At 49.3% G+C, this 13,194-nt stretch carries 6 protein-coding genes; 5 read left to right on the top strand and 1 reads right to left on the bottom strand.

Features of this window, described 5'->3' with window-relative positions; all coding sequences use genetic code 11:
- The first annotated feature begins 23 nt into the window (after positions 1 to 23).
- From GK047_RS10155 to GK047_RS10135, 5 genes are all read left to right on the top strand, one after another.
- Positions 24 to 1,649, top strand: coding sequence for a (2,3-dihydroxybenzoyl)adenylate synthase (locus GK047_RS10155; protein WP_163945066.1), 1,626 nt, complete (start codon positions 24 to 26; stop codon positions 1,647 to 1,649).
- A 69-nt stretch (positions 1,650 to 1,718) separates the two neighbouring features.
- Positions 1,719 to 2,663 carry an isochorismatase gene (locus GK047_RS10150; protein WP_163945063.1) on the top strand — a complete coding sequence of 315 codons (945 nt, stop codon included), beginning with the start codon at positions 1,719 to 1,721 and terminating at the stop codon, positions 2,661 to 2,663.
- A gap of 15 nt (positions 2,664 to 2,678) precedes the next feature.
- Positions 2,679 to 9,893, top strand: coding sequence for an amino acid adenylation domain-containing protein (locus GK047_RS10145; RefSeq protein ID WP_163945060.1), 7,215 nt, complete (start codon positions 2,679 to 2,681; stop codon positions 9,891 to 9,893).
- Positions 9,877 to 10,116 carry an MbtH family protein gene (locus GK047_RS10140; protein WP_163945057.1) on the top strand — a complete coding sequence of 80 codons (240 nt, stop codon included), beginning with the start codon at positions 9,877 to 9,879 and terminating at the stop codon, positions 10,114 to 10,116. The genes GK047_RS10145 and GK047_RS10140 overlap by 17 nt, the downstream gene beginning before the upstream one ends.
- Positions 10,100 to 11,554: a DHA2 family efflux MFS transporter permease subunit gene (locus GK047_RS10135; RefSeq protein ID WP_163945044.1), complete on the top strand. Its 1,455-nt coding sequence runs from the start codon at positions 10,100 to 10,102 to the stop codon at positions 11,552 to 11,554. Before GK047_RS10140 ends, GK047_RS10135 begins: the two co-directional genes overlap by 17 nt.
- A 13-nt stretch (positions 11,555 to 11,567) precedes the next feature.
- Here GK047_RS10135 and GK047_RS10130 read toward each other — a convergent pair whose 3' ends face one another.
- Positions 11,568 to 13,046 carry an ArnT family glycosyltransferase gene (locus GK047_RS10130; RefSeq protein WP_163945041.1) on the bottom strand — a complete coding sequence of 493 codons (1,479 nt, stop codon included), beginning with the start codon at positions 13,044 to 13,046 and terminating at the stop codon, positions 11,568 to 11,570.
- Positions 13,047 to 13,194 lie beyond the last annotated feature (148 nt).

Here is a 13,194-nt window from a genome sequence, read left to right as displayed (position 1 = left end):
GAAGAAAGAAGGAGGAATGATTGATGTTGTCAAGATGCCCGTCGTGGCCCAATGAGTATGCAGATCGTTACCGGAAGGAGGGCTGCTGGCAAGGTGAGACATTCGGGGACATGCTGCGGACACGAGCTTCTAAGCATGGTGATCGTATTGCAATCACAAGTGGTGAAAGCTGTTGGAGCTACGGTGAGCTGGATACTAAAGCTGATCGTTTAGCTGCGGGCTTAAGCAAGTTGGGCATAAAACCAATGGATCGTGTTATCGTTCAACTCCCGAATATTTCAGAGTTCTTTGAGGTTTGCTTCGCATTGTTCCGGTTAGGTGCCCTGCCTGTTTTCGCCCTTCCTTTACATCGAAGTAGTGAGATTACGTATTTCAGTGAGTTTACAGAAGCGGTGGCTTACATTATACCGGATACATACTCGGGATTTGATTACCGGGAACTTGCCAGACAGGCTCAGAATAAGGTGCCGACCTTGAGGAATGTGATTGTTGTAGGTGATCCGCAGGAGTTTACGGCATTAGGTGACTTACACACGGAGCCTACCATTTTGCCTGAAGTAAATGCTAGTGATGTCGCTTTCCTTCAATTATCTGGCGGGAGTACCGGCTTACCTAAGCTGATCCCTCGAACGCACGATGATTATATCTACAGCCTGCGAGTAAGTGCTGATATTTGCAAACTGGATGAGAGCAGTGTGTACCTTGCAGTTCTTCCGGTTGCACACAACTATCCCCTTAGCTCGCCTGGCGTACTCGGTACGTTATATGCCGGTGGCAGAGTCGTGCTCGCACCCAGATCAAGTCCGGATGATGCGTTCCCTCTTATTGCACGGGAACGAGTTACGATTACTGGCCTCGTACCACCACTTGCGCTGATATGGCTAGAAGCAGCATCATCGCGGCATTACGATCTATCTAGCCTTCAAGTACTGCAGGTCGGCGGTGCTAAGTTTAGTGAGGAAGTCGCCCGTCGAGTCAGATCTACCTTGGGTTGTACCCTACAGCAAGTGTTCGGCATGGCAGAAGGCCTTGTAAACTATACTCGCTTGGATGACCCGGAGGAAACTCTTGTGAACACCCAAGGCAGACCCATGTCGCCTTACGATGAGATTCGTGTCGTCGATGAGGATGATCAGGAGGTTGAACAGGGCCAAACAGGGCATCTATTAACTCGTGGGCCTTACACCATTCGTGGATATTACAAGGCGGAAGAACACAATGCGAAGGCGTTCACGCTTGATGGCTTCTACCGTACGGGCGATCTTGTTAGGCTGACTGCATCAGGGTATTTAGTTGTGGAAGGACGCGCCAAGGATCAGATCAACCGTGGCGGGGATAAAGTTGCGGCTGAGGAGATTGAGAATCATCTACTTGCGCATCCGGCCGTACATGATGTAGCGGTGGTCTCCATGCCCGATGAATTTTTGGGCGAAAGAACGTGTGCTTTTGTGATCCTGCATGAACGACCTGCAACGGCAGGTGAACTGAAAGCTTTTCTGCGAGAGCGCGGGCTGGCGGCCTATAAGATTCCAGATCGTGTGGAGTTCATTGACTCTTTTCCACAGACTGGCGTCGGGAAAGTTAGTAAAAAGGCATTGCGTGAATCGATCGCACAGAAGCTGTCGTCTGTTGCAAACGCTGGATTTTAGATTGTTTATTATGTACTTACATGCATAGCTGCCAATCAAATATTGTAAAAAACGAAATGAGGGAATTTAATGGCTCTGCCTGCCATCGTATCTTATCCAATGCCAGGGGCATCCGATTTGCCAGAAAACAAGGTATCCTGGACGCCTGATCCTAAACGTGCTGTTCTTCTTATCCATGATATGCAGCGTTATTTCGTAGATGCTTTCACTGCAGGTGAATCACCTATTGTGGAACTCTTAGCTAATATTAAGTTACTAAAGAACCAGTGTGCGCAGCTTGGAATACCAGTGGTTTACTCGGCGCAGCCTGGCGGGCAAACGCCTGAGCAGCGGGGCTTGCTCCAAGATTTCTGGGGATCTGGGATTAACGATGGTCCTTATCAGAAACAAATCGTGGAAGAGCTTGCACCAGATGAGCATGACATTCAGCTAACCAAATGGCGATATAGTGCATTTCGAAAGACGAATCTTCTTGAGATTATGCAAGAGCGGGGCAGAGATCAGCTTATTGTGTGTGGGATATATGCCCACATCGGATGTTTGCTAACAACTTGCGAGGCATTTATGCAGGATATAGAGCCTTTTTTCGTCATTGATGCAGTAGCTGATTTCTCCTGGGAGAATCACAAAATGGCTATGACTTACGCGGCTCAGCGATGCGCAGTTACAACGACAACGCGAAGTTTGCTAGATGAACTAAATAAGAAGCAATCTGGCCAAGAGGAAGCAGCGGCTGCAACGGATCTTGGACTGTTAACGCTAGAGCTTGTTCGTGAACATATAGCCCAAATTCTCTATGAGTCACCCTCAGATATCGCCGATAGTGATGATCTGATTAATGACAGGGGACTTGATTCCGTTCGGATTATGAGTCTTGTTGAAAAATGGCGTCGCAGTGGGATTGAGGTCACCTTTGTTGAGCTAGCAGAACGTCCGACGCTCATTGAATGGTGGGAATTGTTGTCTTCTCGGCAGCAGCAGGCAATACCAAACATCGATTACTATGCTTTATGAAGGAGGTAGAGATCAATGCCTAATCGTCAGGAGGTTCGCTGGTCATTGTCGGGCGCACAGTCCGGTATTTGGTTTGCTCAACAGCTCGACCCAGAAAATCCAATCTATAATACCGGCGAATGTATAGAAATTAGCGGTCCGATTGACTCTGCTCTGTTCGAAGCAGCATTAAGGCAGGCTGTCATGGATGCTGAAACGCTGCATGTTCGCTTCGGCGAGGATGAGGACGGGCCATGGCAAATAGTGGACCCCTCGTCCGATTGGCCGCTGTATGTGATCGATGTCAGTAAAGAGTCTGATCCAAAAGAAGCGGCGGAGGCATGGATGAAAGCAGACTTGTCCCAACCTGTCGATCTCAGAAGCGGTCCTCTCTTTACTGAAGCGTTGTTTAGGTTGGGGCCTGATCGGTTTTTCTGGTACCAACGTATTCATCATATTGTGATGGATGGCTTTGGGTTTTCGCTCCTTGCGCAGCGGGTAGCGAGAAACTATACAGCACTTGCAAGCGGGCTCCTGCTTGGAGAAAGTACATTTGGCTCCTTGCTTTCGATCTTGAATGAAGATTCCGCGTATCGAGCATCGGAGAAGATTGAACGGGATCGTCAATTCTGGCTGGAACGCTTTGTCGATGAACCTGAGGCTGTGAGCTTGGCCGATCGAGCGCCAAGAACATCTAGAAGCTTTCTACGTCTAACAGCGTATTTATCTCCTACTCATGCAGAGCGCTTGCGTGATGCTGTCAAAAATACTGCAGCGAACTGGTCTGATCTTGCTATAGCCACTACGGCTGCTTATGTTTTTCGTCTAACTGGTGCGCAGGATGTCATCTTAGGCTTGCCTATGATGGGACGACTTGGTTCAGTTTCCCTTCGAATTCCTGGCATGGTAATGAATTTGCTGCCACTGCGTTTGTCGGTACGCCCAGATATGAGCATATCTGAGCTCGTTAAACAGGTATCCAAAGAAATTCGTGCGGTACGACGCCATCAAGGTTACCGGCACGAAGAATTGCGTCGCGATCTCAAATTGCTTGGTGACAACCGGAGATTGTTCGGTCCGCAGATTAATATTATGCCATTTGACTATGATCTGAGCTTTGCTGGGTATCGAGGCACTACGCACAATCTATCGGCAGGGCCGGTTGATGATATATCGATTAACGTTTATGACAGGTCAGATGGGAATGGGTTGCGTATTGATATGGATGCGAACCCTGCGGTGTATAGTAGGGAAGATCTCGCCATTCATCAACGACGTTTCCTGCGTTTCTTGGAAACGATCGCGGAGACCGATCAGAATCAGGTGATCGGCAGGCTTGAGCTTCTCCTGCCTGAGGAACGTCATCAAGTCGTGGCCGCATGGAATGAGACCCGACATGTTGTGCCGCAGGTGAATGTACCTGCGTTATTCGAGGCGCAGGTGGCTCGCAGTCCAGATGCTGCTGCATTACTTGTCGACAACGCCACGCTGAGTTACAGCGAGCTAAATATACGGGTAAATCGGCTTGCGCGTCTATTGATTGCGCAGGGTGTAGGGCCAGAGCGAATTGTGGCTTTGGCGTTACCAAGATCCATAGAGATGGTTGTTGGACTTCTGGCAGTGCTCAAGGCTGGAGCGGCCTATTTGCCGCTAGATCCCGACTATCCGGTTGATCGAATGGCTTATATGCTTGAAGATGCCGAGCCCGTATGCGTGATCACGAGTTCACTTGTTGTCTCTAAGCTGCCCGAGGGCTTAATAGCTCCGCTGATCGTAGTCGATGAGGCTGTCACGATTGAGCGATTATGGCAATTTTCCGATAGCAATCTGACCGATACAGATCGGACCCAGCATGTCTCACCATTAAACTCGGCTTACGTTATCTACACATCGGGATCTACTGGTAGACCTAAAGGCGTCATTATTTCATATGAAAATTTAACCAACTTTCTCTTTGCTATGCAGGAGCAATTCTTACTTAATGAGCAGGATCGGCTTCTCGCCGTTACTACGATTGCTTTTGATATCGCAGCTTTGGAAATATTCCTTCCGCTTATCAGAGGGGCGGGAATTGTTATCGCTCAAAAGATGACCATTCAGGACCCTCCGGCTTTAACGAAAATAATCGCGGAGACAGGCGTTACCCTGATGCAGGCTACGCCTACCTTGTGGCACTCATTAGTGACAACCAATTCTCCTGCACTTCGCGGTCTGCGGGTACTCGTAGGGGGCGAAGCGCTTCCGGTTGGGCTTAAGCACGCTTTACAGGCTCTTGGCTGCCAAATTACGAATCTTTATGGCCCGACGGAAACAACGATATGGTCAACTGCAGCTGCCCTTCTTCATGACGAGGAAGCAGGGAATCCGCCTATTGGTTGGCCGATTTGGAATACGCAGCTTTATGTATTGGACGCCAGTCTACAACCTGTTCCGCCGGGGGTGATTGGGGATCTTTATATCGCTGGCGCTGGGCTAGCTCGCGGTTATTTAGGGCGACCAGGATTGACGGCTGAGCGTTTCGTAGCTAATCCGTTTGGTACGCCAGGCACAAGGATGTACCGTACGGGCGACCTTGCTAGATGGCTTGCCAATGGTTCGCTTGATTATGTTGGTCGAGCTGATCATCAAATCAAGATTCGAGGTTTCCGGATTGAACTGGGTGAGATCGAGGCTGCACTTGCTCGGCATGAAAGTATCGCTCAGGTTTCGGTCATGGTTCGAGAAGACCAACCGGGAGATAAACGACTGGTTGCTTACCTCGTATCAGCATCCAATGCTAGTCCAGAGTCTGCCGAGCTCCGTCGATTTATCGCAGACGGTTTGCCGGATTATATGGTGCCGTCCGCTTTCGTGTTATTAACGGAGCTGCCGTTGACTCCTAACGGCAAAATTGATCGCAAGGCGCTGCCGGTTCCTGATCTTTCCTTATCTGTAACGGGCAGAAGCCCTCGAACACCTCAGGAAGAAATTTTGTGTGATCTGTTCGCAGAGGTACTCGCCTTGCCTCGAGTGGGTATTGATGACGGCTTCTTCGAGCTGGGCGGCCATTCCTTGCTTGCGGCCCGTTTGATGATCCGTATTCGCGATGCCCTTGGTGTCGAACTGGGAATCGGCAACCTCTTTGAGGCTCCTACCGTTGCTGGTCTTGTGAAACGACTTGATCAAGGGCTGAACGCCAGACCCGCAGTGCGCTCGGTTGCTCGACCGGAAGAAGTTCCGCTTTCCTTCGCTCAACAACGCTTGTGGTTTCTTAACTGTCTAGAAGGGCCTAGTCCAACTTATAACATTCCGTTGGTGATGCGCTTGTCTGGACAATTGGATCGGGAGGTGCTGCAGGCCGCCCTTGAAGATGTTGTAGAACGGCACGAGACGCTGCGCACCATCTTCCCAGAGGCATTGGGGACATCGCGTCAACTTATCCTGGGTACTGCCGAGGGACGACCTGCTCTCCATGTTGTCCCTACGAACGAAACGGAGTTCGCAGAGGTACTTGCTGCTGCTGTGCGCCATAGCTTCGATTTGTCGGCCGAACCGGCGATTCGCGTCCAACTGTTCGTTTTTGGACCCAATGAGCATGTGCTGCTGCTTCTCTTGCACCATATTGTCGGTGATGGCTGGTCGCTGACTCCGCTTGCCGCTGATCTTGCTGCGGCCTATACAGCACGAAGTCAAGATGAGGTGGCAGCTTGGTTACCGCTGCCTGTGCAGTATGCCGATTATGCGCTCTGGCAGCGCGAACTGCTAGGCAACGAAAGCGATCCAGACAGCTTAATCGCAAGGCAGCTTACCTTCTGGAGCAAGGCATTGAAAAGCTTGCCGGATCAACTGGAGCTGCCTACGGATTATCCGAGGCCAGCTGAGTCTAGTCATCGTGGCGATACGATAGACTTCCACGTTGAGCCAGAGCTTCACCGTCGTCTACTCGCCCTTGCTCGTGAAAGCAGGGCCAGTTTATTCATGGTGCTTCAGTCGGGTCTTACTGCCCTACTGACTCGGCTTGGCGCAGGAACCGATATTCCGATCGGCAGCCCCATCGCTGGCCGCAGCGATGATGCGCTAGCTGATCTGGTAGGCTTGTTTGTCAACACGTTGGTGCTGCGCACGGACACATCGGGAGATCCGAGCTTCCGCGAGCTTGTGGGCAGAGTAAGGGAGGTTAATCTCGCTGCCTACGATCATCAGGATGTGCCTTTCGAGCGTCTTGTAGAAGTAATTAATCCTGCCAGATCTCGGGCTAGACATCCGTTGTTTCAAATCATGCTGGCGTTCCAAAATACGCCGGATGCTACCTTAATACTACCCAGGCTGGAAACGAGCCTGCAAATTCATACAGTTGGTTCCGCAAAGTTTGACCTTACGGTGGAACTTCGTGAACGACGCACACCGGACGGCACACCGGATGGTATTGACGGATTATTCGAGTACAGCACCGAGCTATTCAAACGAGAGACAGTCGAAATGATGATGGTGCGTCTCCTTCGATTGCTGGAAGCAGCGGTTTCTGATCCAGATCAGCTGATTGGGCGTTTGGAATTTCTTGCTCCTGAGGAACGTCACCAGATCCTAGTCGAATGGAATGAGCCTGTAAAGGTGGCCCCGCAAAGTAATTTGCCGCTCATGTTCGAAGCGCAGGTTACTCGCAGCCCAGACGCTGCAGCAATCGTATGCGAGGGTGTCGAACTCAGTTATGCTGAGCTAAACCGACGAGCGAATCGACTTGCACATTTGTTGATTGCTCAAGGGGTAGGACCTGAGCAGATTGTTGCTTTGGCTTTACCACGATCGCTGGAGATGGTCGTCGGACTGCTGGCAGTGCTCAAAGCTGGCGCAGCGTATCTGCCTCTGGACCCTGATTATCCGGCTGATCGCATCGCCTTTATGTTGGAGGATACGGCGCCTGCGTGCATCATTACGAGCAGGCAGATTGCATTCGCGCTGACTGAGGTCAGCCATGCGCCAGTTGTTGTACTTGATGATCCTGATACTATAGAGAGGATAGGGCGTTATCTGGATAACGATCCAAGCGATATGGACCGAGTAGGGGCCTTGTCGCCGCTCAATCCTGCATATATCATCTACACATCTGGTTCTACGGGAAGACCTAAAGGCGTTGTGATACCGCATCAGAACGTTGTCCGACTGTTCCGTTCAACGGAACATTGGTTTCATTTCGGGACCGAAGATATCTGGACGCTTTTCCATTCCTATGCCTTCGACTTCTCGGTCTGGGAAATCTGGGGACCGCTGCTTCATGGAGGTCGTCTGATTGTCGTTCCGCATACGATTAGTCGTTCACCTTTAGAATTCCTACAATTGCTTGTCGAGGAAGGGGTCACTGTACTCAATCAGACGCCGTCGGCGTTTTATCAATTGATGCAAGCGGACAAGGAAAATCCGAGTCTTGGACAGTTGCTCTCTTTGCGATATGTGATTTTCGGCGGTGAAGCTCTGGAGCTTAGCCGTCTGGAAGACTGGTATGATCGTCATTTAGATCACGCACCAACGCTCATTAACATGTACGGTATTACGGAAACAACTGTACATGTAAGTTTCAATGCGCTTAATCGGCAGATCGCTGCTTTGAGGGCAAATAGTCTGATTGGCCGAGCGATACCTGACCTTCAGGTGTATGTGCTGGATGCTAATTTACAGCCCGTTCCTCCTGGAGTCGTTGGGGAGCTTTATGTGGCTGGCGAAGGCTTAGCTCGTGGTTACCTAGGCCGTCCGGGTTTGACAGCAGAGCGTTTTGTTGCGAATCCATTTGGTCAGCCTGGTACGCGCATGTACCGAACGGGCGATCTTTCACGCTGGCTTACGGACGGTTCCCTAGATTATATGGGCCGTGCCGATCACCAAATTAAGATTCGTGGTTTCCGGATCGAACTGGGCGAGATCGAGGCCGTCCTTGCGCGGTATTCCGAAGCGAAACAGGTTGCGGTTGTCGTTCGTGAAGACCAGCCTGGCGACAAACGTCTGGTGGCTTATGTCGTTCCTGCATCTCAAGCTACATGTGAGCCCACTGAACTCCGTCGGCATGTTGCAAGTAGTCTGCCTGATTATATGGTACCATCTGCTTTCGTGATGGTTGAACAGTTGCCGTTGACTCCGAACGGTAAACTGGATCGTAAGGCGCTACCGGCACCTGATTTCTCCACATCGGTTACAGGGCGAGGACCAAGAACGCCGCAGGAGGAAATTTTGTGTGATTTATTCGCTGAGGTTCTGGGATTATCCCGAGTAGGAATTGATGATGGCTTCTTCGACTTGGGAGGTCATTCCTTGTTAGCTGTCCGTCTAATGAGCGGCATTCGCGAAGCGTTGGGGGTAGAAATGGGTATTGGTAACCTCTTTGAGGCCCCGACTGTCGCTGGTCTGGCTGAGCGACTGGCGATGGGGACAAGTCAAAGCGCGCTTAATGTCTTACTCCCGCTAAGGACGAATGGCAAGCGATTCCCATTGTTTTGTATACATCCTGCGGGAGGGCTTAGTTGGTGTTATGCGGGTCTGATTAAGTCTCTAGGTACGGATTACCCGATTTACGGGCTGCAAGCACGCGGTATTGCTCAGTCGGAAGGACTTCCTAAAACCGTTGAGGACATGGCTGCGGATTACATTGCACATATTCGCTCGGTTCAACCGCAAGGACCGTACCATCTGCTCGGCTGGTCGCTTGGAGGTAATGTTGCCCAAGCCATCGCGGTTCAACTTCAAAACCTAGGCGAGGACATTCCTCTTCTTGTCATGCTGGATGCCTACCCAAGTCACTTCTTGCCTCTGCGAGAAGGTCCTGATGAACAGGAAGCTCTTATCGCTTTACTTGCCTTAGGTGGCTATGACCCAGATAGCATGGGAGATAAGCCGTTGGATATGACTAGTGCAATAGACATTCTTCGCAGTGATGGCAGCGCATTAGCCAGCCTTGAGGCATCTACAATATTAAATTTGAAAGAGACGTATGTGAATTCAGTTCGCATCTTGGCTGCTTTTGTTCCTAAACCGTTTCATGGGAATCTCTTGTTTTTCAGGTCAACTGTCATTCCAGACTGGTTCGACCCGATTGCCCCGGAAACTTGGACCCCTTATATCGATGGTCGAATCGTACAGCATGATATTGATTGTCGACATAAGGACCTGTGTCAACCGGGTCCGCTTACTGAAATTGGACGCGTACTTGCAGCCAAGCTGCACGAAATGAACAGCTCTATATCACAAGCATATGGGAGGGAATTAACTTATGACAAATCCTTTTGAACAAACAGAGGGGGCCTTTCTGGTGCTGAGGAATGACGAAGGTCAGTATTCGCTCTGGCCAGCTTTTGCCCTTGTGCCACCTGGCTGGGTTGCTATTAATGAGCCAGAGAGTCGGCAGACGTGTCTGGATTACATCAACTCGCAATGGACGGATTTGCGGCCGAAAAGCTTGTACGCCGCAGCTGGCGCTAGCAAAGGGGAGTTAGATGAGTATCCGACTTAATCCCAAGGTCGTCGTGAGTATTGTGTACGTGGCAGCTATGTTTATGGCTGCCATGGACGCAACGATCGTGAATGTTGCACTTCGAACGATCAGTAACGACCTTCTTGTACCACCTTCGGCCATAGGTACCGTCAATGTCGGATATCTGGTAAGTCTCGCGGTTTTTCTCCCGGTAGCGGGATGGCTAGGCGATAGATGGGGGACCAAGCGAATTTTCTTGCTTGCGCTTGGCGTATTCACCTTAGCATCTGCTTTATGCGGACTTGCTGACAGTCTGAGCGCTTTGACGTTGTTTCGCGTCATCCAAGGCGCAGGCGGCGGACTGCTCACTCCGGTGGGGATGGCGATGCTCTTCAGAACGTTTCCACCGCAGGAACGAGCTAAAGTATCACGGATCCTAGTCCTTCCCATTGCCCTAGCGCCTGCGTTAGGCCCGATTGTGAGCGGATTACTGGTGGATCAGTTTTCATGGCGATGGGTGTTCTATGTCAACCTTCCGGTTGGGATTCTGGCATTATTGTTCGGATTCATTTATTTGAAGGAGCACAAGGAGCTTGCCGCAGGACGCTTGGATCTACCAGGCTTTCTACTCTCTCTACCGGGTCTATCCTTGGTTGTGTATGCGCTTAGTCAAGGTTCGTCGCGGGGGTGGAGCTCTCCGGAGATTGTTGGGCTAGGGGGTGTTGGGATTTTGTTGATTGCGGCACTCGTCTTCGTTGAACTGCGAGTAAGTAAGCCAATGCTTGATCTGCGTCTGTTAACCGATCGGTTGTTCCGAACCATGGGCTTAATTTCAATGTTCTCGGCAGCAGGTTTACTCGGGATGCTCTATGTATTTCCGCTAATGTATCAAGAAGCTTTACATGCTTCAGCGTTGGACACGGGCCTGACAACTTTTCCGGAAGCGCTCGGGCTCATGCTTGCTTCTCAGATTACCCCATGGTCCTATCATCGGCAGGGTCCACGTCGGCTGATCACCATTTCGCTGTTGTGTGCGGCTGCAATCTTTGTGTTGTTAAGTCTGATTGACCAAGCGACCAATCCTTGGTTCCCAAGAATGTTATTGTTTGGCGCTGGCTTTTTTCTGGGTCACGCCGTAGGATCGGTACAGATCGCTTCCTTTGCCAACATACCCCCGAGTTCTATGGGAAGGGCATCGACGTTGTTCACTGTTCAGAATCGACTTGGTTCTGCTTTTGGCATGGCACTGCTTGCCAGTGTGCTGGCCGCAATTGGCACAAGCACGGTTGACGTAGTCGGCGCTGAGCAGCCTAATTTGGCTGCTTATCGAGTTGCGCTGCTTGGTGCGGCAGTATTCTTGTTAGTAGCACTGTTGTTTGCTCTGCGTATTCGAGATGCAGACGCTGCACCCACCATGCGCAAACGACCTCCAGTTGAATCCTCAGCAGTGGCTAGCGAACATCGCGCGGTAACTTAATTATGCAGGCAAGTCATGAATCCGTCATTGGAGGATTCATGGCTTTTTTACGAGGCTTGTTTTTCGAAATGAGTAATCGTTTGATGGAAGTATAGAAGACAAAAATGCCGTAGCTTTGCAAAATAAACAGGCAAGGTAGGATATCAATGCGATAACGGGTTTGAATCTCAATTAAGGCGTGTACGATGACATAACCCAGAAGCATCAATAGAAATAAAGCATGCTTTGGATACTCATTTCTCCGTAAAAGGAAAAGTAAAGAAAGAAGTCCAAACAAAGCGAGAAGAAAATAAGCAATGCCTTCCGTTAGCATCAGGATTACCATAAGCACGCTAAGATGTTCAATATCGATATCCCCTAGACTCCAAAATATGGATGGATCGCCATCCCCCCACATGGATTTGAATTTCTTGGTAAAGAGAACGATCAGTGCGGACTTATCTGCCAATCGTTCCCTAACCATTTGAAGTTCGATCTGATTTCTTTCCTTCCCAAATGCGTATTGCACGACATAATTGGCGTCTTCCGAATTCCACGCGCCTTCGTGAGGCTGATTTAATCCGACGACAAGCTTCCAGTAGGGTTCATTATTGGATAGCTTGGAGTGGGTTACCCCGGTGGCAATTAACGTGTAGCTAAAGAGCTGCTGAACGATGATGTAAACGACAACTACGCCTAATGTTTTGCCTAAAACAGACCCTACAAACTTCCTAGGAGTACGCAATAACTTGAATAGGAGTACATAAGCAATGAAAGCAAGGAGATAAAAACTGCCCATAGGTCTGAACAAATGACCAAGCCCATAGGACAATCCAATGAATATCCAATGGTATCGAGAAGTGAGACCCTTATGAATGATGAAATAGCTTCCTAAAAAAAATAGAAAGATTGAAAGATGTTGATTCGTTAAGACAGAGCATAAAATAATGCTAGGTGTATACATCGCAAAGAGCAGCATGGCAATTCGACCGCAAAACTCGTTAAAAACTTTCGCCGCGATCAAATAGAGGAGCACGGCCGTTCCTACATTGAAAACAAGATTGAATAGTTTCAAGATGATCATTGGCGTTCCAAATAGTTTAATTAATAGCATCTGGTATAAAGTAAATCCAATTTGATAAGGCCATCTAACAAAATATTCCGAATCACCAAAAGAGACACTTCCTTGGGCTGCGAGTAAAGCGGATTCGTACATAACTTGGAAATCGGAATTCGGCTGTGTGTCAATGGCTAGTATCCAAACTAATCTTATTGCGATGGCAACGAGTAAAAGAATGGATAGGTACATTCTCCTCGAAAGCGAACTTGCAGCGATGAATGCGGCTACGCCAATCAAACAAATTGCCCCGATAAATAGGCTTATGATTTTAACATCAATAACAATCAAGGTAATTGTATTCAAATACGAACAAATCATTGTAAACAAAAAAAATAAGATCCCAGCGACGACCAGAGCTTTGGTAGGTATCCACGCGAATTGCTTGATGAGCATAGGTTTTAATAATTTCCTTTTACCGTATTTAGTTCCGTGCGTTAACTATTGTGACAGTATATACCATTTTGTGTTTGGACTTCAAGCAAGCAGCCCCGTAGAGGAATGATCAAACCTTTGATAAATGGGGATTTGATTATTCTTTTTT

Source organism: Paenibacillus sp. SYP-B3998, from assembly GCF_010820665.1.
In the GTDB taxonomy this organism is placed as follows: Bacteria; Bacillota; Bacilli; order Paenibacillales; family NBRC-103111; genus Paenibacillus_E.
Note: the sequence above shows the minus strand (reverse complement) of the source record. Positions and strands in the feature narration are given on the sequence as shown.

Coding starts and splice junctions, on each gene's coding strand:
- GK047_RS10155 (WP_163945066.1), top strand. CDS start 24: ATGTTGTCAAGATGCCCGTCGTGGCCCAATGAGTATGCAGATCGTTAC.
- GK047_RS10150 (WP_163945063.1), top strand. CDS start 1,719: ATGGCTCTGCCTGCCATCGTATCTTATCCAATGCCAGGGGCATCCGAT.
- GK047_RS10145 (WP_163945060.1), top strand. CDS start 2,679: ATGCCTAATCGTCAGGAGGTTCGCTGGTCATTGTCGGGCGCACAGTCC.
- GK047_RS10140 (WP_163945057.1), top strand. CDS start 9,877: ATGACAAATCCTTTTGAACAAACAGAGGGGGCCTTTCTGGTGCTGAGG.
- GK047_RS10135 (WP_163945044.1), top strand. CDS start 10,100: ATGAGTATCCGACTTAATCCCAAGGTCGTCGTGAGTATTGTGTACGTG.
- GK047_RS10130 (WP_163945041.1), bottom strand. CDS start 13,046: ATGCTCATCAAGCAATTCGCGTGGATACCTACCAAAGCTCTGGTCGTC.